This window comes from Cellulosimicrobium cellulans, assembly GCF_024124905.1.
Classification (GTDB): Bacteria; Actinomycetota; Actinomycetes; order Actinomycetales; family Cellulomonadaceae; genus Cellulosimicrobium; species Cellulosimicrobium cellulans_G.
This window is the reverse complement of record NZ_JAMXST010000005.1, coordinates 618058-638318: the sequence shown is the minus strand read 5'-3', so window position 1 is coordinate 638318 and position 20261 is coordinate 618058. Positions and strand designations below refer to the sequence as shown.

19 protein-coding genes are annotated in these 20261 nt (G+C 73.5%); 12 read left to right on the top strand and 7 right to left on the bottom strand.

Annotated features, from left to right (window positions below; genetic code table 11):
- Entirely contained in the window at nt 1–594 is a 594-nt protein-coding gene (locus NHH00_RS18025) for a sugar O-acetyltransferase (protein WP_253054847.1), read from the bottom strand.
- Nucleotides 591–1874: an MFS transporter gene (locus NHH00_RS18020; RefSeq protein ID WP_253054845.1), complete on the bottom strand. Its 1284-nt coding sequence runs from the start codon at nt 1872–1874 to the stop codon at nt 591–593. The genes NHH00_RS18025 and NHH00_RS18020 overlap by 4 nt, the downstream gene beginning before the upstream one ends.
- Nucleotides 1875–2055: 181 nt before the next feature.
- Between NHH00_RS18020 and NHH00_RS18015 the strand changes: the two genes are divergently transcribed.
- The 3 genes from NHH00_RS18015 to NHH00_RS18005 all read left to right on the top strand — a co-directional run bounded on the left by NHH00_RS18015 (nt 2056) and on the right by NHH00_RS18005 (nt 4437).
- The gene (locus NHH00_RS18015; protein WP_253054843.1) at nt 2056–2547 is read left to right on the top strand and encodes a hypothetical protein; all 492 of its coding nucleotides are present in this window, start codon (nt 2056–2058) and stop codon (nt 2545–2547) included.
- 1 nt (nt 2548) lies between these two features.
- Complete coding sequence (locus NHH00_RS18010; RefSeq protein WP_253054841.1) at nt 2549–2920, top strand: hypothetical protein; 372 nt, start codon at nt 2549–2551, stop codon at nt 2918–2920.
- A 224-nt stretch (nt 2921–3144) separates the two neighbouring features.
- A complete protein-coding gene (locus NHH00_RS18005; RefSeq protein WP_253054839.1) occupies nt 3145–4437 on the top strand; it encodes a PIN domain-containing protein in 1293 nt (430 codons plus the stop codon).
- An 8-nt stretch (nt 4438–4445) separates the two neighbouring features.
- On the opposite strand, the gene NHH00_RS18000 is transcribed toward NHH00_RS18005, so the two are convergent.
- Entirely contained in the window at nt 4446–5288 is an 843-nt protein-coding gene (locus tag NHH00_RS18000) for an alpha/beta fold hydrolase (protein WP_253054837.1), read from the bottom strand.
- Nucleotides 5289–5397: 109 nt separating this feature from the next.
- Between NHH00_RS18000 and NHH00_RS17995 the strand changes: the two genes are divergently transcribed.
- Together NHH00_RS17995 and NHH00_RS17990 are read left to right on the top strand one after the other, a co-directional pair.
- Nucleotides 5398–5967 carry a TetR/AcrR family transcriptional regulator gene (locus NHH00_RS17995; protein WP_253054950.1) on the top strand — a complete coding sequence of 190 codons (570 nt, stop codon included), beginning with the start codon at nt 5398–5400 and terminating at the stop codon, nt 5965–5967.
- A gap of 251 nt (nt 5968–6218) precedes the next feature.
- Nucleotides 6219–7553, top strand: coding sequence for a ricin-type beta-trefoil lectin domain protein (locus NHH00_RS17990; protein WP_253054835.1), 1335 nt, complete (start codon nt 6219–6221; stop codon nt 7551–7553).
- Nucleotides 7554–7625: 72 nt separating this feature from the next.
- Here NHH00_RS17990 and NHH00_RS17985 read toward each other — a convergent pair whose 3' ends face one another.
- Complete coding sequence (locus tag NHH00_RS17985; RefSeq protein ID WP_253054833.1) at nt 7626–8828, bottom strand: cation:proton antiporter; 1203 nt, start codon at nt 8826–8828, stop codon at nt 7626–7628.
- Between the two features lie 236 nt (nt 8829–9064).
- Here NHH00_RS17985 and NHH00_RS17980 point away from each other — a divergent pair, with 236 nt between their 5' ends.
- Nucleotides 9065–10441, top strand: a complete 1377-nt coding sequence (locus tag NHH00_RS17980; protein WP_253054831.1) for an 8-oxoguanine deaminase — start codon at nt 9065–9067, stop codon at nt 10439–10441.
- Between the two features lie 49 nt (nt 10442–10490).
- Here the strand turns inward: NHH00_RS17980 and NHH00_RS17975 are convergent, their stop codons facing one another.
- Nucleotides 10491–10985, bottom strand: a complete 495-nt coding sequence (locus tag NHH00_RS17975) for a GNAT family N-acetyltransferase (RefSeq protein ID WP_253054829.1) — start codon at nt 10983–10985, stop codon at nt 10491–10493.
- Nucleotides 10986–11167: 182 nt separating this feature from the next.
- On the opposite strand from NHH00_RS17975, the gene NHH00_RS17970 reads away from it, so the two are divergent.
- From NHH00_RS17970 to NHH00_RS17960, 3 genes are all read left to right on the top strand, one after another.
- Nucleotides 11168–12814 carry a nucleobase:cation symporter-2 family protein gene (locus NHH00_RS17970; RefSeq protein ID WP_253054827.1) on the top strand — a complete coding sequence of 549 codons (1647 nt, stop codon included), beginning with the start codon at nt 11168–11170 and terminating at the stop codon, nt 12812–12814.
- Nucleotides 12815–12970: 156 nt separating this feature from the next.
- Nucleotides 12971–14425: an amino acid permease gene (locus NHH00_RS17965; RefSeq protein WP_253054825.1), complete on the top strand. Its 1455-nt coding sequence runs from the start codon at nt 12971–12973 to the stop codon at nt 14423–14425.
- 89 nt (nt 14426–14514) lie between these two features.
- Complete coding sequence (locus tag NHH00_RS17960; protein WP_253054823.1) at nt 14515–15159, top strand: lysophospholipid acyltransferase family protein; 645 nt, start codon at nt 14515–14517, stop codon at nt 15157–15159.
- Nucleotides 15160–15162: 3 nt separating this feature from the next.
- On the opposite strand, the gene NHH00_RS17955 is transcribed toward NHH00_RS17960, so the two are convergent.
- Nucleotides 15163–15906 (bottom strand): ZIP family metal transporter, encoded by a 744-nt coding sequence (locus NHH00_RS17955; RefSeq protein ID WP_253054821.1) that lies wholly within the window; start codon nt 15904–15906, stop codon nt 15163–15165.
- 132 nt (nt 15907–16038) lie between these two features.
- Here NHH00_RS17955 and NHH00_RS17950 point away from each other — a divergent pair, with 132 nt between their 5' ends.
- From NHH00_RS17950 to NHH00_RS17940, 3 genes are all read left to right on the top strand, one after another.
- A complete protein-coding gene (locus NHH00_RS17950) occupies nt 16039–17376 on the top strand; it encodes a sensor histidine kinase (RefSeq protein ID WP_253054819.1) in 1338 nt (445 codons plus the stop codon).
- A complete protein-coding gene (locus tag NHH00_RS17945; RefSeq protein ID WP_253054817.1) occupies nt 17373–18023 on the top strand; it encodes a response regulator in 651 nt (216 codons plus the stop codon). The genes NHH00_RS17950 and NHH00_RS17945 overlap by 4 nt, the downstream gene beginning before the upstream one ends.
- An 85-nt stretch (nt 18024–18108) precedes the next feature.
- Nucleotides 18109–19269, top strand: coding sequence for a hypothetical protein (locus NHH00_RS17940; RefSeq protein ID WP_253054815.1), 1161 nt, complete (start codon nt 18109–18111; stop codon nt 19267–19269).
- A 93-nt stretch (nt 19270–19362) separates the two neighbouring features.
- Here the strand turns inward: NHH00_RS17940 and NHH00_RS17935 are convergent, their stop codons facing one another.
- On the bottom strand, nt 19363–20214 hold the full coding sequence (locus NHH00_RS17935; RefSeq protein ID WP_253054813.1) for a hypothetical protein: 852 nt from the start codon (nt 20212–20214) through the stop codon (nt 19363–19365).
- Between the last annotated feature and the right edge of the window lie 47 nt (nt 20215–20261).

Here is a 20261-nt window from a genome sequence, read left to right as displayed (position 1 = left end):
TCAGATGTTCTCGCGGATCACCCGGGCCGGGTTGCCCACCGCCACGACGTTCGCGGGCAGGTCGCGCGTCACCACGGACCCCGCGCCCACCACGGTGTTGTCGCCGATCGTCACGCCGGGGCACACGATCACGCCGCCGCCGAGCCACACGTTGTCGCCGAGCGTGATGGGCTCGGCCGCCTCGAGCTTGTCGCGCCGGGGCTGCGGGTCGACGGGGTGGGTCGGCGTGAGGAGCTGGACGTTCGGCCCGAGGAGGCAGTCGTCGCCGACGGTGATCGCCGCGACGTCGAGCGCGGTGAGCCCGGAGTTGACGAACGTCCGGTCGCCGAGGTGCACGTTGCTGCCGAAGTCGACCGCGAGCGGCGGCTTGACCCACGACCCCTCGCCGAGCGACCCGAGCAGGTCGGCGAGGATCGCGCGGGCGTGCGTGTCGTCGCCGTCGCCGTCGAGGACGGCGCGGTGGAACGCGTCGACGAGGACCATGCCCCGGTGGACCCCGCGCGCGATCTCGGGGTCGTCGGCGACGTACAGGTCGCCCGCGGCCATGCGCTCGTAGCTCGTGCGGTCGTCGCCGGCGAAGTAGTCGGTGGTCATGCGGTGGCGGCCTCCTCGGGCGCGGTCGTGCGGCGGTCGTGGGCATCATGCCGGTCGTGGCCGGCCGGGCCCGGTCGGCCCGCGGCGCGCCGGCCCGGGGCGAGCACGCCGGCCAGGAGCACGACGACGAGGCCGGCCAGCGGCAGGACGAGCAGCCCGGCGCGCAGGCTCGTGGCGTCGGCGACGAGCCCGACGATCGGCGGGGACAGGAGGAACCCGAGGCGCATGAGCCACGACACGAGGGTGAGTCCCGTGCCCGCGCGCAGTCCCGGGAGCTCGTCGGCCTGCTGCATCGCGGCGGGGACCAGGGTCGCGACGCCGAACCCGGCGGCGGCGAACCCGGCGATCGTGCCCGGGACGGAGGGGAACGCGAGCGCGAGCCCGGTGCCGAGCAGCACCAGCGCGCCCCCCGTCCGGGCGACGGCGCGCTGGCCGAAGCGGTCGACGAGGCGGTCGCCGACGAGCCGACCGACGAACTGCGCGCCGACGAGCGCGACGAACCCGGCGGCGGCGAGCGTCGCCGGGGCGCCGAGCGACCCGGAGAGGTAGACCGCCGCCCACGTGCTGCCCGCGTCCTCCACGAGCGTGCCCGCGACGGCGACGAGGACGAGCGCGGCGAGCAGCCACACCGTTCGCCCCGTGACGCGCCCCGGCGCACCCGACGCGTGTCCGGGGGACGCGTCGTCGGGCACCAGGTCGGTGCCGCGCAGGCACCAGCGCCACGCGAGGAGCGCGACTGCCGAGAACAGCACGGCCGTGCTCGCGAGGTGCATACCGAGCGGCAGCCGCAGCGCGATGGCCGCGGCCGCCATGAGCCCGCCGGTGACCGCACCGATCGACCAGACCGCGTGGAACGAGTTGATGATCGAGCGGCCGTACCGGCGCTGGACGCGCAGGCCGTGCGCGTTCTGCGCGACGTCCGTGAACGAGTCCATCGCGCCCGCGAGGAACAGCGCGCCGACGAGGATCGCGAGCGCCGGTGAGACGCCCGCGAGGAGCACGCCGACGCTCGTGAGAATTGTGCCTGCCACCGCGACGATGGCCGACCCGAAGCGCCGCAGCAGCGGAGCGGCGGCGAGGCCGGCCGCGATCGCCCCGGCCGGGAACGCTGCAACCGCGAGGCCGTAGCTCGCGTTGTTCAGCTCAAGCGCGGCCTTGATTTCGGGGTAGCGAGGGACAAGGTTGGCGAACAGCGCGCCGTTGGTGAAGAACAGCCCAGCGACGGCGACGCGCGCGTGGCGCACGTCCCGTGCCGGGCGCACGAGGGTGGTCGCACACATGAGGACGATCGTACACACGATGCGTACGTCTGTACACATGCCTCCCTCGTTCCTGAATGAAGATGCCGCAAAGGGTCACGCCAAGGCCTGCAACGCCAGGGCGGCTGCGATAGAGTTCAGGCGCCAGCGGGTTCGGCGGTCGAGTATCGGTGCCCGTTCCGGGCTAGTTCAGGGAGACGTGATGAGTCTTGGCGACGCCATCGGCTTTGCTGGGCTTGCCGTCTCCGTTGTCGGCTTCTGGGTGGCTATTGTTCAGCTGCGGCGGACCGCTAAGGCGACGGCTGCAACTGCGGCAGCGCTGAAGTCAGCCCTGCATCGGATGAATGTGAATCATCTCCTTGTTCTGCTGCCGCAACTGCGGATCATAGAGAATGATCTGGATCAAGCGGCGCACGATGACGACCGCCGCCTCGCTCAACGGACTCTGATTTCTTACGCGCACACCGCGAGCCAGGTCGCTTCCTTGCTAGAGAGTTCCGAGGAGCCTGTGGATTCAGAACTTGTCGGAAAACTGCGCACGAGCGCTCGACTCGCCAGCGCCTCGAAGGCTACTCTTGTCAGTACCTCCCGAAGTACAGTAAAGACTGCCACAAAGGATGTATCTAGTGAAATTGGCGAAATTGCGGGCCTGGCAGCTGGATTAATCGCCCAATACCAATCGAAGGTTGCGTGAGATGGACGTCTTGGACGAGACTGCACGGCTCCAATTGCTCGAACGGCTTACTCGTGGGACACAGAAGGGCTTGTACGAGTGGTCGAGTATTGGCGATAGCGAGTACAACTTTGTCCTGCGGGCTGGTAGCTTTGGCTTTGCCATTTCGAGTCGCGACGATGACGACTACGCGCCATTCGAGCTAACCGTATTCGACCTGCGTTTGAAGGAGCCTAAGGCTGTCGATGAGATTCTGACAGGCACTGACCGGCCGGACTTAAATGCGCTGCTCGCAGAATTGTACTCGCTTGTCAAGCGCAGAGTTTTCAAGCTTGACACTATCGAGGCCGAAATGTTCAGCGCGCTCGATGAACTTGAGCGAGGTTCGGAATGAACGTGTTCGCCGCGGCGGCTCACTGAAGCTCGATCTGAACACATGTGGCTCCGTTGCTCCTGTGCCGGAGTCTCTGTCCGCGGTCGCGGGTAGCGAGCCCTGCCGCGCGAATACGGCGCGGCGCGGTGATTCACGGTCGTATCGATGCCGCTCCGCGGGAGGCGTGTTCGGCAGGGTCCAGTGCCAATCCGCACTCCAGTCGTCGTGCACCTAGGCTGGCGGGCATGGACACCGAGGAACGCCTGGCCGTCTTCATCGACTACGAGAACCTCGCGCTCGGCGCGCGCGAGCACCTGGGCGGCATGACGTTCGACTTCGGCCCGATCGCCGACGCGCTCGCGGTGCGCGGGCGGGTGGTCGTGCGGCGCGCCTACGCCGACTGGTCGTACTTCGACGAGGACCGGCGCTCGCTCACACGGCACCAGGTCGAGCTCATCGAGATGCCGCAGCGCATGGGCGCGTCGCGCAAGAACGCCGCCGACATCAAGATGGTCGTCGACGCGATCGAGATGGCGTTCGAGCGCGACTACATCTCGACGTTCGTCATGTGCACCGGGGACAGCGACTTCTCCCCGCTCGTCCACAAGCTGCGCGAGCTCAACAAGCGCGTGATCGGGGTGGGTGTCGAGAAGTCGACGTCGCGCCTCCTGCCGCCCGCGTGCGACGAGTTCCTCTTCTACGACCGGCTCGAGGGCGTCGACGTGCCGGACGAGCCGGAGCCCCGGTCGGTCCGGGGCTCGCGCGCCGGGGCGAGCGGGACGACGACGGGCGCCGGCAAGGCGAAGCGCGGCGGCGGGCGCTCGACCGGGCGCCGCAAGGCGACCGAGATCGCCGAGCCGGAGGTCGAGACGCCGGCTGCCGCGGCGCTCGCCGAGCTGGGCGAGGCCGTCGGCCGGACGACCCGCCGCGGCGAGCCCGTCGTGACGGAGAGCGACGAGGTCGACGTGACGACGACGCCGGTCGCCGAGGCGTCGGGCTCCGTCGAGGCGTCCGCGGCGGTCGAGCCGCCCGCGTCCGAGGCCGACGACGACGCACCCTCCGGCGAGGACCTCCCCATGGAGGTGCGCGTCGCGCAGACGCTCGCCGACCTCGAGGCCTCGACGAGCGGCGCGGTGACCGCGTCCGTGCTCAAGCGCACGCTGCTGCGCAAGGACCCGACGTTCAGCGAGGCCGACTACGGGTTCCGCAACTTCGGCGAGTTCCTGCGGTTCCTGGCCGACCGGGGCTTCGTCGAGCTCGCACCGGGGCCGGCGACGGGCGACCCCGAGGTCTCCCTGCCCGCGCAGGGCGACACCGACCAGGCGTTCGCGCTCGTGCGCGAGGTCGTGCAGGAGGAGGGCGGCTCGACCGTCCTGTCCGGGCTGAAGAACGCGATCCGCAAGAAGCGCCCGGACTTCAGCGAGAAGGCGCTCGGCTACCGCGGGTTCCTGCAGTTCTGCAAGGCGGCGCAGGCCGCCGGCGCCGTCGACCTGGCCTGGGACGACGACGCCGACGACTATCGCGTGTCGGTCGCCTAGCAGGTCGCCTAGCGGGCGACGAAGGCGAGCAGCGCTGCGTTGACCTCGGCCGCGTGCGTCACGAGCAGACCGTGGGGCGCGCCCTCGATCTCGACGTACTCGGCGTCCGGCACGAGCCGGCGGAAGCGGCGCCCGGTCGCGTCGATCGGCAGGATGTTGTCCTTCGTGCCGTGGAGGATGAGCGTGGGCTTGCCCGCCGCGCGGACGGCCTCGACGTCGGCCCGGAAGTCCTCGATCCACGTGGGCACGACGGCGTACGCGGCGACCGGCGCGGACCCGATCGCGGTGATCCAGCTCGCGCGCACGGTGTCCTCGCTGATGCGCTTCCCGAGGTTCTCGTCGAGGTTGTAGAAGTTCTTGTAGAAGTCGGTGTACCAGGCGTACCGGTCGGCGCGGGCCGCGTCGACGATCCCGTCGAACACCGACTGCGGGACGCCCTCGGGGTTGTCGTCCCGCTGGACGAGGAACGGCTCGAGCGACGCGAGGAACGCGAGCTTGGCGACGCGCTCGTGCCCGTGGTTGTGGACGTAGCGGGCGAGCTCGCCCGTGCCCATGGAGAACCCGACGAGGATCACGTCGCGCAGGTCGAGCGTCTCGAGGACGGTGTCGAGGTCCGCCGCGAAGGTGTCGTAGTCGTACCCGCTGCCGACCTTGCTCGACGCGCCGAACCCGCGGCGGTCGTACGTGACGACGCGGTGGCCGGCGTCGATCAGCTCGCGCTTCTGGAGCTCCCAGCTGTGCCCGTCGAGCGGGTAGCCGTGGATGAGGACGACCGGCTGGCCGGTGCCCTGGTCCTCGTAGTAGAGCTCGATGTCGGTGGAGTTCTCCTGCCCGACGGTGATGTACCCCATGGTCGTGCTCCCTTCGCGGAGTCGGGAGAACGGTCGTTCTCCCGTGAGTCGCTACACTAGAGAACGCTGGTTCTCCCCGCAAGAGGGGGGCGATGAACAGGAGGTGACGATGCTCGACGACGCGAGCGCTCGCGCGCTGGTGGTGGCCGCCGCCGACCGGCTGTTCTACGCGCGCGGCGTCCAGTCGGTCGGGATGGACGCGGTCCGCACCGAGGCCGGGGTGTCGCTCAAGCGCATCTACGCGCTGTTCCCGTCCAAGGACGACCTCGTCGTCGCCGTGCTGCGGCACCGCACCGAGCAGTGGGACGCGGGGATCGCCCGCGCGGCAGCCGGTCTCACCGTCCCGCGCGACCGGCTGCTCGCGGTGTTCGACTTCCTCGACGCGTGGTTCCGCGAGGACGGGTTCCGCGGGTGCGCGTTCATCAACTCCTTCGGCGAGCTCGGTGCGACGTCGCCCGCCGTCGCCGCGGCGGTCCGCGAGCACAAGGAGTCGTTCCAGCGGTACGCGCGCGACGTCGTGCGCGAGGCGGGCCTGCCCGACGACGTCGCGCTCCAGGTCGTCCTGCTCGCCGAGGGTGCGCAGACCACGGCGGCGATCACGCAGGACGTCGACGTCGCGCGCCAGGCGCGCCGTGCGGCCGAGGCGATCCTCGACGCGGCGGTCCCGGCGACGGCCTGAGGCGCCCGAAGGGCCCGCGCCCCCGGGGTCTGAGCTCGGGGCGCTCGCGGGCGCCGACGCCCGACGGAGGCGTGGGAGTGGGAGCGATTCCACGACACGCCGAGAGAGCGCTTGCTCGGGCGCGGCGACCGCCCGTAGGTTCGCGGGCGGAGGGCCGAGGAACGGCCCCCGCCCGGTGCGGAGTCGCGCCGAAGCACGTCGCGCACCGTGGCGAGACGCAGGTGGCAGTCGCCGCCGGACCTGGAGGATCGATGGACCTCGCACGTCAGCGTTCACCCCGTCCCACGCCCCTGCGGGGCGCCCGTCCACGACCTGGCAGGCCACGACGCCGTCCGGCACCGCGCCTCGGCGACGCCGCGCGCCGCGTCCTGGCGGGCGCGGTCGCGGTGCTCGCCGTGAGCGCCGGGGCGCTCGTCGCAGCCCCCGCCGCGACGGCCGCGCCGGGTGACGTCATCTGGTCGGACGAGTTCGACGGCGCCGCGGGCTCGGCCCCGAGCTCCGCCCGCTGGAACCACGAGACGGGCGCCGGAGGGTGGGGCAACGCCGAGCTCCAGAACTACACGACGTCGCGCGCGAACTCGGCGCTCGACGGACAGGGCCACCTCGTCATCACCGCGCGCCGCGAGGCCGACGGGTCCTACACCTCCGCCCGCATGACGACGCAGGGGAAGTTCCAGCCGCAGTACGGGCGCGTGGAGGCGCGCATCCAGATCCCGCGCGGCCAGGGGATCTGGCCGGCGTTCTGGATGCTCGGCGGCAACCTGCCGGGGGTCGGCTGGCCGGCGTCGGGCGAGATCGACGTCATGGAGAACGTCGGCTTCGAGCCGCACCGCGTGCACGGCACGGTGCACGGACCGGGGTACTCGGGCGGCGCCGGCATCACGGGCATGTACCAGCACCCGCAGGGCTGGTCGTTCGCCGACGACTTCCACACCTTCGCGGTCGACTGGAAGCCGGGCGAGATCACGTGGTTCGTGGACGGCCAGCAGTTCCACCGCGTCACGCGCGCGAGCGTCGGCGCGAACGCGTGGGTGTTCGACCAGCCGTTCTTCCTCATCCTCAACGTCGCGGTCGGCGGGCAGTGGCCGGGGTACCCCGACGGCACGACCTCGTTCCCCCAGCAGATGAAGGTGGACTACGTCCGGGTCTACGACAACGGCTCGGGAACCTCCAACCCGAACCCCGGTGGCAGCCTGCCGACCGGGACCGGGACGATCCGGATCGCGAACGGGTACTGCCTCGACGTCCCGTGGGGCCAGACGCACGACGGCAACCGCGTGCAGATCGTCCCGTGCAACGGCAACGTCGCGCAGTCGTGGACGCGGGGGAGCGACGGGACGATCCGGGCGCTCGGCAAGTGCCTCGACGTGAGCGGCAGCGGCACGGCGAACGGGACGGCGGTCCAGCTCTGGACGTGCAACGGCACGGGCGCGCAGAAGTGGGTCTACGACGCGGGGTCGAAGACGCTGCGCAACCCGCAGTCGGGTCGGTGCCTGGACGCCGAGGGCGGCAACCCGCTCTACGAGGGCCAGCGGTTCGTGATCTGGGACTGCCACGGCTCGACGAACCAGCAGTGGACCTTCTGACGTCCGGCCCGCTCGCCTGACGGCCCGCGTCGGGCGCTGCGCGTGCGCACGGACGGTGCACCCCGGAGTGCCTCACTCGTGCGCACGTGCACCGCTCGGCGGGTCGGCGCCGTCGGTGGTCGCGAGCCGGGGGCCGAGCCGGCTCGCGACCATCGGGAGCACGATCACGGACAGCACGCCCGCGCCGACGAGCGCCGCGCCGACGCGTGACGTCATCGCGTCCTGCTCGACCGCGATCTCGGTGAGCGCGACCAGCAGCGGCAGCGCGGTCGCCGCGTAGAGCGCGGTCTGGACGCGCTCGACCGACGGCAGCTCGCGCCGGAACCACAGCAGCACCGGGCCGCCCCGCACGACCACCATGAGCGCGAAGAACGTCAGCGGCAGCAGCGGGGACGCGACGATGGAGTCGATGTCCAGGCCCATGCCGGAGCTGACGAAGAACACCGGCACGAACACGCCCCACGCGACCGCGTCGAGCTTCTTCTCCAGCGCCTCGACGTCGCCGGGCGCCCAGCGGCGCAGCACCATCCCGCCGACGAACGCGCCCAGCACCGCGTCGAACCCGAGCCCCGCGGCGAGCGCGAGCAGCGCGACGAGCAGCAGCACGGTGAGGCGCAGGGTGCTCTGGCCGGTCCCGTGCTCCGCCGCGCTGAAGAGGCGGTCGCCGCCGAGCGCCTTGAGGCGCCCCAGCCTCCCCGGTAGCGCGGACAGCGCGATCGCGACGACGGCGAACAGGACCAGCAGGACCGCCGCGACCCCGCTCTCGCGCGTCCCGAGGAGAACGGCCATCGCGACGATCGGTCCCAGCTCGCCCACCGCCCCGACCACGAGCACCGCGCGGCCGAGTCGCGAGCCGAGCTGACCGCCGTCGCGCAGGATGGGGAGCACGACGCCCAGCGCGGTGGTCGTGAGCGCGATCGCCCCCGCTGCGACCGCGTGCGGGGAGTCGTGGCCGACGACGGCGAGGACGAGGGCCGCCCCGACGACGAGCGACGTCAGCCACGCCGCCCCGGCACGTCGCCCCACGCGCTCGCGCAGGAGGTTCGGCTCGAGCTCGTACCCGGCAAGGAGGAAGAGGAACCCCATGCCGAGGTCGGACAGGAGCGTGACGTCGTCGGGCGTCGCGAGGTCGAGCGCGGCCGGCCCGATGAGGATGCCGCCGAGCAGCAGCACGACGACCTGCGGCACGCGCGACCGCACCGGCATGAGCCCCGCGAGCAGCGGCGCCAGCAGCGCGACGACGAACACCGGGACGAGCGGGGCGTAGACGTTCACGGGCGGTTCTCCGGGTGTCGGCGGGCGGCGGGTCCCAGGATCCCGCAGCGCCGCAGGTCGCGCGCGGCGGAGGCCCGCGGCGTCGTCCGTCGGGGTTGACGGTGCGTCGCGCCCCGGCCTACGGTCGGCCCAGCCGCGGATCCCGCGGCACCTGGATCGGCAGACAGGACCACTGAGCCGGCGCACCGTGGCGCCGGAGCCGCGCCCCGGTGAGCGACGAGCCACCAGGAGGCACCATGACCAGCCCGTCGTCCGGCACCCGCACCTGGGTCCGTGACCCGCTCGGCGTCTTCACCGCCGACGACTCCCCGGACGCGCCGGACGCGCGCGGCGGGGTCGTCGTCGAGGACGGCGTGATCGCCGAGGTCGTCGCGGCGGGCGCGGAGCCGTCCGCCCCGGTCGACGCGACGTTCGACGCGTCCCAGCACGTGCTCACGCCCGGGCTGATCAACACGCACCACCACTTCTACCAGACGCTCACGCGCGCCTGGGGGCCGGTCGCCGACGCCCCGCTCTTCCCCTGGCTCCAGCGCCTCTACCCGGTGTGGGCGCGCCTGACCCCGCGCGACCACGAGCTCGCGACGACGGTCGCGCTCGCCGAGCTGCTGCTCTCCGGCTGCACGACGGCCGCCGACCACCACTACGTCTTCCCGGCCGGCCTCGACGACGCGATCGACCTCCAGGTCGCCGCCGTCCAGCGGCTCGGGATGCGCGCGACCCTCACGCGCGGGTCCATGACGCTCGGCCAGGACGACGGCGGTCTGCCGCCGCAGTCGGTCGTGCAGAGCCTGGGCGTGATCCTCGCCGACTCGCAGCGCCTCGTGGAGAGGTACCACGAGCGCGGCGCCGGGGCGCGGGTCCAGATCGCGCTCGCGCCGTGCTCGCCGTTCTCGGTGACCACCGACGCGATGCGCGAGAGCGCGGCCCTCGCGGAGGACCTCGACGTCCGCCTGCACACGCACCTCGCGGAGACGATCGACGAGGAGGACTTCTGCCGCGATCGCTTCGGGATGCGCACGGTCGACTACCTCGAGTCGGTGGGATGGCTCACGGACCGCGCGTGGCTCGGCCACGGCATCCATTTCGACGACGAGGAGGTGCGCCGCCTCGGGGCCGCGGGAACCGGCGTCGCGCACTGCCCGACGTCGAACATGCGCCTCGCGTCCGGGATCGCGCGCGCCGTGGAGCTCGAGGACGCGGGCGCGCCCGTCGGGCTCGGGGTCGACGGCTCGGCGTCGAACGACGCCTCGACGATGATCCTCGAGGCACGGCAGGCGCTCTACCTCCAGCGCCTCCGGTACGGCGCCGACATCCCCGTGGCGCGCGCGCTCGGCTGGGGCACGCGGGGCTCCGCGCGCGTGCTGGGCCGGGACGACGTCGGCGTGCTCGCCGTCGGCAAGCAGGCCGACCTCGCGCTGTGGCGCCTCGACGAGCTGCGCTTCTCCGGCGCGCACGACCCGGTGGCGGCGCTCCTGCTGTGCGGGGCCGACCGCGCGGACCGCGTCATGGTCGGCGGCGAGTGGCGCGTGGTCGACGGCGCGATCCCGGACCTCGACCTCGGCGCCCTGGTCGCCGAGCACTCGGCCGCGGCCCGGCGCCTCGTCGCGGGCTGACCCGCGGCCGAGCGGGGACGTGCCCGGCCACCGGCCGGGGCGTCCCCGCTCAGAGCTCGCGGTAGTAGTGGACGACGGGGAGGGCGGTGAAGCCGCGCGACTCGTAGAGGGCGCGCGCGGCGTCGTGCCCCGGGTCACCGCCGGTCCAGACGTTGGCGTACGCGCACCCGGCGTCGCGCATGAGCTGCAGGGCGGCGTCCACGAGGAGGCTCCCGATGCCGTCGCCCTGAGCGTCGGGGTCGACGGCAATGATCTCGAGGTCGGCGGTGCGGGCCCCCTCGGCGGGAGGCTCGCCGATCACCGTGGTGGCGAACCCGACGACGCGGCCGGCCCGCTCTGCGACGAGCGTCGTCGTGGGGTGCTTCTCGCACGCGCCGCGCACGTCCGCCTCCTGGCTGCGTCGCCAGTCCGGGTAGGCGAGCCCGTAGAGGCGCTCGCCGAGGATCGCGCGCCACGAGGTGAAGGCGTCCTCCCACGCGCGCAGCGACAGGTCGACGACGGCGTCGAGGTCCGTGGGGCGGTAGGGGCGGAGCGTGGCGGTCACGGCTGGAGGCTACGGAGCCGGGCGGGCAGGTGCCAGTGCTTTGCGGCGGCCGACGACCGAGGGCCGTCACCGCAGGCCACGCGCGAGTTGCCGGGAGGGACTTGACACACGTCACACTTGGCGTTCGAATAGTGGAAGTAGTTTTCCGCCAAGCGGAACGATAGCTGACGAGGAGGTCCGCTATGAACGCGCGAGCCACGAGGGCCACGGACGGCGCCGAACGTCGTCCGGTACGCCCCGAGGACGAGCGGCTGCCCATCGAGTCGACGTTCGGGTACGGGTTCCAGCACGTGCTCACGATGTACGGCGGCATCATCGCCCCGCCGCTCATCGTGGGTGGCGCCGCCGGGCTGACCGGGGCCGAGATCGGGACGCTCGTCGCGGCGTCCCTCTTCATGGGCGGCCTCGCGACGATCCTCCAGACGCTCGGCATCCCGTTCTTCGGGTCGCAGCTCCCGCTCGTGCAGGGCGTGTCGTTCGCGGGCGTGTCCACGATGGTCGCGATCGTCAACGGCGGGGGAGGGATCCCGGGCGTCCTGGGCGCGGTGCTCGTCGCGTCGGCGGTCGGCCTGCTCATCACGCCGTTCTTCGCGCAGATCATCCGGTTCTTTCCGCCGGTCGTCACGGGCGTGGTCATCACGACGATCGGCCTGACGCTCATGCCCGTCGCGGCGAACTGGGCGATGGGCGGCAACGCGAGCGCGCCCGACTACGGCTCGGTGAGCAACATCGGCCTCGCCGCGCTGACGTTCGCGATCGTCATCCTGCTGTCGAAGGTGGGCAGCGGCACGATCTCGCGCCTGTCCATCCTCATCGCGATCGTCGTCGGCACGCTCATCGCGCTCGCGCTCGGCAAGGCGGACTTCTCCGGCGTCGGCGACGGCCCGGTCGCCGCCTTCCCGTCGTTCCTCGGCTTCGGCGCCCCGACGTTCGAGATCGCCGCGATCATCTCGATGCTCATCGTCATCCTCGTGACCCTCACCGAGACGACGGCGGACATCATCGCCGTGGGCGAGATCGTCGGCACCAAGGTGGACCGCAAGCGCATCGCGAACGGCCTGCGCGCCGACATGGCGTCGTCCGTCGTCTCGCCGTTCTTCGGCTCGTTCACGCAGTCGGCGTTCGCGCAGAACGTCGGGCTCGTGGCCATCACGGGCGTGAAGTCGCGGTTCGTCGTGGCGGCGGGTGGCGCGATCCTCGTGGTCCTCGGTCTCCTGCCGGTCCTGGGCCGCGTCGTGGCCGCCGTCCCGACGCCGGTCCTCGGCGGTGCGGGCGTCGTGCTGTTCGGCTCGGTGGCCGCGTCGGGCATCCGGACCCTGGCGAAGGTCGACTACTCGCGCCCCATGAACCTCATCATCGTGGCGGCGTCGATCTCGTTCGGCATGATCCCCATCGCCAAGCCCGACTTCTACGACCAGTTCCCCACGTGGTTCGGCATCATCTTCCACTCGGGCATCAGCTCCGCCGCGGTCATGGCGATCCTGCTCAACCTGCTCTTCAACCACGTCAAGCTCGGCAACCCGCCCGACCCGTCCGTGTTCGCCGCGGGCGCGGAGCACGGGGCGAGCGCGGTGGACGAGGACGACCTCGACGATCTCGAGGACGACGGCGTCATCAACGGCTCGACGCGCCGGCCCGCGGCCACCGACACGGTCGCTCCCGCCGCCGAGCCCGGGGCCAACCCGGCGACCGTCGCGGGAGACCAGCACGTCGACGGGGTGCCCTCCCCGGCACCCGGGGCGGCTCCCGCGGACGGTGCGGCCGACGGCGAGAGCACCGCGCCCCGGCAGCACGCGGTCGCCCCGCTCCCGCGGACCGCGACCCCGTAGACGCATCCGCCGAGCAGGCACAGCGTCGTGCCCGACGCCGCCCCGCCCCCGAGCGACCCCCTCGCGCCGGGTGCGGGGCGCCGTCGTGCCCGGGACGTGTAGCGTCGTGGGTCGGCGTCGAGCACGACGCCGGCACCCCGACCGCAGGACCGCACCATGAGCACCCCCACGCCCGAGCGTCCGGCACCGACCGCGAGCGGCGCACCGACCGAGAGCCCGGCGGCCGACCACCTCGGGCACGGGCTGCGGACGCGGCACCTGACGATGATGGGGCTGGGCTCCGCGATCGGCGCGGGGCTGTTCCTCGGCTCGGGCGTCGGGATCGCGACCGCCGGTCCCGCCGTCCTCGTGTCGTACGCGATCGCGGGCGTCGTCGTCATCCTCGTCATGCGGATGCTCGCGGAGATGGCGAGCGCGCGGCCCGCGAGCGGGTCGTTCTCCGTGTACGCGGAGGAGGCGCTCGGGCCGTGGGCCGGGTTCCTGCTCGGCTGGCTCTACTGGTTCATGCTCGTCATGGTGCTCGGCGCCGAGATCACGGGCGCCGCGCGCATCGTCACCGGCTGGTACCCGGACGTGCCGCAGTGGGGCGTCGCGCTCGTCGTGGTCGTCGTGTTCGCCGTGATCAACCTGTGGGGCGTCCGGCAGTTCGGCGAGCTCGAGTTCTGGTTCGCGTTCGTCAAGGTCGCGGCGATCGTCGGGTTCCTCGTCGTCGGCGTCCTTCTGGTCCTCGGGCTGCTGCCCGGGACCGACCCGGTCGGCACGTCGAACCTCCTGGGCCACGGCGGCTTCGCGCCGGAGGGGTGGGGCGGGATCGCCGCGGGGCTGCTCGTCGTCGTCTTCGCGTTCGGCGGCATCGAGATCGTCACGATCGCCGCGGCGGAGGCGCGCGAGCCGCGTACCGCGGTCGCGCGCGCGACCCGCAGCATCGTGTGGCGGATCCTCGTGTTCTACCTGGGCTCGGTCGCGATCATGGTGCTCGTCCTGCCGTGGGACTCGCCGCTGCTCGCCGAGAGCCCGTTCGTCGCGGTGCTCGACCTCGCGGGGCTGCCGGGCGCGGCCCGCGTCATGGAGGTCGTCGTGGTCGTCGCGCTGCTGTCCGCGTTCAACGCGAACGTGTACGGCACCTCTCGCATGGCGTACTCCCTCGCCGGGCGCGGCGACGGCCCGCGGGCCCTGCGGCGCGTGTCACGTCGCGACGTCCCGTGGGTGTCAGTGCTCGTCTCGGTGTTCTTCGCGCTCGTCGCGGTGGGGCTCAACTGGCTCCTGCCCGAGGCGCTGCTCGGCATCCTGCTCAACGCCGTGGGCGCGGCGCTGCTCGTCGTGTGGGTGCTCGTGGCGGTGTCGCAGCTCCGGCTGCGCCGTCGGATCGAGGCGCAGGCGCGCGCGTCGGGCGAGCCCATGACGCTGCGCATGTGGGGCTTCCCGTGGCTCACGTGGGCCGTGCTCGCCGGGCTCGCGGCGCTGGCCGTCCTCATGCTGACCGACGACGCCGCGCGCGCCCAGCTCCTGTCCACGGCCGGTCTCGTGGTCGTCATCCTGGCGCTCTACGCGGTGACGCGCGGCGGCCGCGCGCGCCGCGTGGCGTCGGCGGGGGCGCGCGGCGACGCATGAACCGGAGGTGACGTCGGACGACCTGCGGGAACGCCGGCGTCGAACGCAGCGTGCACGGACGTGCGCCGACGACGGTGCACAATGAACGGATGACCTACCGCGTCCTGAGGCTCATCCTGTCGCTGCTCGCCTACGTGCTGCTGCGGCCACAGGTGACCGGACGCAACAACATCCCGCGCAACGGGGCGGTCATCCTCGCGAGCAACCACCTGTCGTTCATCGACTCGATCCTCATCCCGATCGTCGCGCCGCGGCACGTCACGTTCCTCGCGAAGGCCGAGTACTTCACGGGCCGCGGGCTCAAGGGCCGGCTGTCGCGCTGGTTCTTCACGACGATCGGCATGATCCCCGTCCAGCGCGACGACCCGCGGGCGGGGCAGCGCTCGCTCGAGGACGCGCTCGAGGTGCTGCAGCGCGGCGGCGCGTTCGGCATCTACCCCGAGGGCACGCGCTCGCGCGACGGCAAGCTCCACCCGGGCCGCACGGGCGTCGCGTGGCTCGCGCTCGCCGGGCACGCGCCGGTCGTCCCCGTGGCGGTGCGCGGCACGGACAAGGTGCAGCCCATCGGCAAGCGGATCCCGCGCCTGCACCGCGTCGAGGTGCACTTCGGCAAGCCGATCGACCCGCAGCGTCAGATCACGGCCGGCACCAAGCCCGCGCAGGCGCGGCGCGAGCTCACGGACGAGGTCATGGCGTCGATCCACCGCATGAGCGGCCAGGACCTCGCGGCCTGAGGCTCAGAGCGAGCTCAGCCCGAACGCCGTCGCGAAGCCCAGCACCGTCACGAGCCCCGTGACCGGGCCGCCGAACTCGGTGGCCTCCGGGATCATCGTGTCGACGAGCATGGTGAGCAGCGCCCCCGCGGCGAACGCCTGCGTGATCGCCACGACCGCGGGCGACGCGCCGTCGAGCGCGACGTAGCCGATCCCGGCCGCGAGCGCCGAGACCAGGGTCGTCGACCCCCACAGCACCCAGAGCCGCGACGGCTTCGTGCCCGCCTTGAGCAGTCCCGACGTCGCGGACATCGCCTCGGGCAGGTTCGAGACGAACACGGCGGCGAGCATCGCGACGCTCACGCCGCCGCCCCCGATGAGGGTCGCGCCGAGCACCACGGACTCGGGGATGCCGTCGAGCACCGTGCCGAGCGCGATCGCCGCGCCGCCCGTGCCGCCCGCCGCCTGGACGGACTCCGCCTGCACGCCGGTGGACCGCTTGCGGCCCTCGCCGCCCATCCGGTCGATGATGCGGTCGCCGACGAAGAACGTGAGCGCCCCGCCCGCGAGGCCCACGAGCAGCACGAGCCCGCTCGCGTGCGTGGACGCGTCCTCCACGAGGTCGTACGCGACCGCGCTGATGAGGACGCCCGACCCGAACGCCATGATGAGCCCGACGAGCCGCTGTCCCGGCGGTCGCCAGAAGACCAGCGCGGCACCCAGGAGCAGCGACGACGCCCCGACGAGACCCCACCAGAAGCCGATCATGGGCCCATTGGACCAGCGGCGGGGCGGGACCGCGCGGGGGACGTGCGCGGCACGCGGGGAGGGCCGCAGGAGGGTGCCACGTTCCCCCGGCCGGGGGAGGCGCTCCCCGCGCCGTCCCGCGAGACTGGGGGCATGACGCCCGACGACGCCCGCACGACCCGTGCGGCGCCCGCGCCGGGGCAGGCCGGGTGGGAGCGCGTCGTCGCGCCGCTGCGCAGCGCGGCCACGGTGCGGGCCGGGGTCTACCTCGTGGTCGGCGGCGTGGTCGCCGGCGCGTACGTGACGCTGGTCGGCGGGTTCGTGCAGATGTTCGCCTCGTTGCAGACGCCGCGCGTCGCGACGGTCGTCCTCGCGCTCGTCTCGGCGGTCCTCGTGAGCACGCCGCCGTTCCTCGCTCCCGTCCGCGCGCTCGAAATCGCGGCGGTGCGGACGTTCCTCGACGTGGCCGTGCCTCAGCCGGCGCCGGGCGCCCCGCCGCCGGGCGCAGCCACGCGCTGGCGCGCCGCCGCCTGGTACGGGCTCCACCTCGCGCTCGGCGCCGCGGTGCTCGTCGTGGTGCTGTTCCTCGTCCCGGTGGCGACCCAGCTCGTCCTCTCCGCGACGGGCGTGGAGCCGGTGCTCCTCGCCGACTGGCGCCCGTGGGAGGCGCTGCCCCCGTGGGCGTGGCTGGTCACCGCGGTGCTCGCGCTGCTCGCCGTCCCGTACGCCGTCGCGCTCGCGCGCGCCGTGCTGCGTCAGGCGGCGCTCCCGCTCCTCGGCCCCGACCAGACGGAGCGCATCGCCGAGCTCGAGGCGGCGGCCGACCGCGACGCCGAGCGGGGCCGGCTCGCGCGCGAGCTGCACGACTCGGTCGGCCACGCGCTGACCGTCACGACCCTCCAGGCCGCCGCGGCCGCCCGCCTCCTCGACCGCGACCCGGTCGCCGCGCGTGCCGCGCTCGCCGCGATCGAGGAGACGGGCCGTACCGCCATGGCGGACCTCGACCACGTGCTCGGCCTGCTCCGCGCGGACGCCGCCGCGGCCACGCGTGGCGGCGCGCCCGTGCGCAGCCCGGCGCGCACGCTCGCCGACCTCGACGCCCTGCTCGACGACGCGCGCCGCACGGGCGTCGACGTGCACCTCGCGCAGGACGAGGTCCTGCTGCCCGACGTCCCGCGCGCGGTGTCGCAGGAGGCGTACCGGGTCGTGCAGGAGGCGCTCACGAACGCGCTCCGCCACGCGCCCGGCGAGCCGGTCGCCGTCGCGGTGGCGCGGGGTCCGGGCAGCGCGCTCGTCGTCGAGGTGCGCAACGCGCTCGGACCGGGTACGCGCCGTCGGGCACCCGGCGACCCCGGCCGCGAGCGTCGCGGTCTCGCGGGCATGCGCGAGCGGACCCACCTGCTGCGCGGCGAGGTGTCGGCGGGTCCGGCGCCCGACGGCGGCGCGTGGGTCGTGCGCGCGACGTTCCCGCTGGCAGGATCGGGCGGATGACCGACGGGACGACGCGCGTGGTGCTCGTGGACGACGAGCCCCTGGTGCGCGCGGGGCTGCGCGTCATCCTCGGCGCGGAGCCGGACCTCGAGGTCGTCGGCGAGGCGGGCGACGGCGCGGAGGTGCCGGGCGTCGTCGCGCGGACGCGACCCGACGTCGTGCTCATGGACGTGCGCATGCCGCGCGTCGACGGGATCGCGGCGACGCGCGCCCTCCTCGAGCGCGACGACGCGCCGCGCGTGCTGGTCCTCACGACGTTCGAGAACGACGACCACGTGCTCGACGCGCTGCGCGCGGGCGCGCACGGGTTCCTGCTCAAGCGCGCGCGGCCCGAGGAGGTCGCGCAGGCGGTCCGTGTCGTCGCGCGGGGCGAGTCGCTCCTGTTCCCCGACGCCGTGCGGCGGCTCGCGACGGCGCGACCGCCCGCGGGTGACGCGCTGCGCGACGCGCACCTCACCGAGCGCGAGGGCGAGGTGCTGCGGCTCGTGGCGCAGGGGTTGTCGAACGCGGAGATCGCGGGCGAGCTCTACCTCGGCGTCGAGACGGTGCGCACGCACGTCGGCAACGTCCTCGCCAAGCTCGGGGTGCGCGACCGCACGCAGGCCGTCGTGCGCGCCTACGAGTCGGGCTTCGTCCGGGCGGGCTGACCGTCGCGAGCGTTCCCCCGCACGGGGGAGCGACGTCGTCGCCGCGGGGGATCCGGCGCGGACCGCCGGACGCGAGGGTCGAGTCATGAGCACACGAACCCCGCCCCCGTCCTCCGTCACCGCGCCGTCCGGCCCGCGCCCGGTCATCGTCGGCTCCCTCGCCGGTGCGCCGCCCGGCCCCGGCCGGCACGCCGCCCGCGGGCGGTGGATCGCCCCGACCGCCGCCGCGTGGTGGGCGGTCGGAGGCGTCGCGGCCCTCGTCGTCACCCTGACCGGCGGCACGCTCGCGGTGGGTGACGCGAACGACCTGTCGTTCGGCGCCCTGAGCGAGGTCGCGGGCGCGACGCTCACGCCCTGGGTCGCGGTCCTCGCGCTCGTCGGCGCGGCGACCGCGCTGCGGGCGTGGCTCGGGGCCCGGCACGGCCCCGTCGCCCGGGCCGACCGCGCGCTGACGGTCGCGGCCACCGCGGTCGTCTCGGCCGGGGTGCTCGCGCTCACCGACGCGTCCATCCTGGCCCGGCTCGGGTACCTGCCGGTCACGCTCGTCATGGCGCCGTTCGACCCCGTGATGCGGGCGGCCTTCGAGAACTTTGTCGGCGCGGGCCCGCTCACGCAGCTCGCGCTCCTGGCCGGCGGCGCGCTGCTCGTCGCCTCGACGTGGCGGTTCGTGCGCCGTGGGGTCGGTGCGTGCGCGTCGTGCGGGCGCCGCCACGACGGCCACGACCCCGCCTGGACGACGCCCGCCGCCGCGGCCCGCTGGGGCCGGACGGCCGCGCTCGTCGCCGCTGCGGTCCCCGCCCTCTACGCGGTGACGCGCATCGCGTGGGTCCTCGGCATCCCGCTCGGCTTCTCGCCCGACGACGTCGCACAGCTCGCCGGGGACGACGGGTGGGTCGCGGCGCTCGGGCTGGGCGGCTTCGCGCTCGTCGGCGCGGTGCTCACGCTCGGACTCTTCCAGCGCTGGGGCGAGGTCTTCCCCCGGTGGATGGTCGGGCTCGCGGGCCGGCGGGTCCCGGTCGGGCTGGCGGTGATCCCCGCGACGATCGTGGCGGTCGCGGTCCTCCCCGCGGGGCTCTCGCTCATCGTCCTCGGCCTCGGCGAGAGCCGCCTGGCGCTCACCGCGGACTCGTGGGGCGCCGTCGGCCCGATGTTCCTGTGGCCGCTGTGGTCCCTCGCCCTCGGCGCGGCCACCTACGCCTACTGGCTCCGCCGCCGCGGCACCTGCCGCGCCTGCGGCCGCGGGTGAGCCCGCTCCGCCGACCACGACGCTACCCCCCGGCGAGCACGATGTTGCTGTCGTTATCAGCCCGATAACGACAGCAACGTCGTGCTCGGCGGGCTACTGGGGTTCTACCGGGCCGTCTTGGCCCGCTACCAGGGTGCCGCAGGTGGTCTCCTGGGCGGTCGTGACCACCGGGTCGTCCGGGGCTGCGTCCTGGGCGACCGTCTCCTCCTCGCCGTTCGTGGCGGTCTGCGCGCCCGTGTCGAGGTCGACGAAGGTGCGCGACACGGTGAAGGACGTGCCGTCGTCGGACACGGCGTTCAGGCCCGCGAGGTGCAGCTCCCCGTCGACCTCGGTGCAGCCGACGCCCGTGCCGAACCCGGTGAAGCCCTTGTCGAACGTGTACTGCTCGCCCTGGGCGTTCTGCGTCGGCGTGACGGCGCAGTCGGCGGCGGAGAACAGCAGGACCTCGCGGCCCGTGTCGACGAGCGCGATCGGGGCCGTCGCGTCGCCCGCGGCGACGAGCTGGACGATCGCGCTCGCCGCGACCGGGCTCGCGGACTCGATCGGCGCGGAGAACGTCGCGCCCGACGCCGTCGTGATCCCGAACGCGCGGTCCGCGCCGCCGGTCAGCCACGCGGTGTCCGGGCGGCCGTCGCCGTCGACGTCGACGATCTCGTGCGTGCCCGCGCCCGCGGGGACGCCGTCGCCCGCCGCGGGGCACCCCTCGGCGGCGGGCGACGACGTGTCGTCGGTCGGCGTGCCCGTGTCCGTCGGCGACGGGTTCGGGGACTCCGTCGCGGTCGGGGTCTCCGCCGCGGGAGCGTCCTGCGTCGGACGGTTGACGAGCCACACGACCAGGGCGATCACCAGGACCGCGACGATCGTGAGCACGATCCACGGCCAGGTCCGCCGTGGCTGCTCGGGTTCGGGCTCGGGCGTGGGGAAGGGCAGCTCGGGCGTCGTCATTCCCTCAGGCAACCACCCGCGACGACGCGTGGCACCCCGGCGCGCCG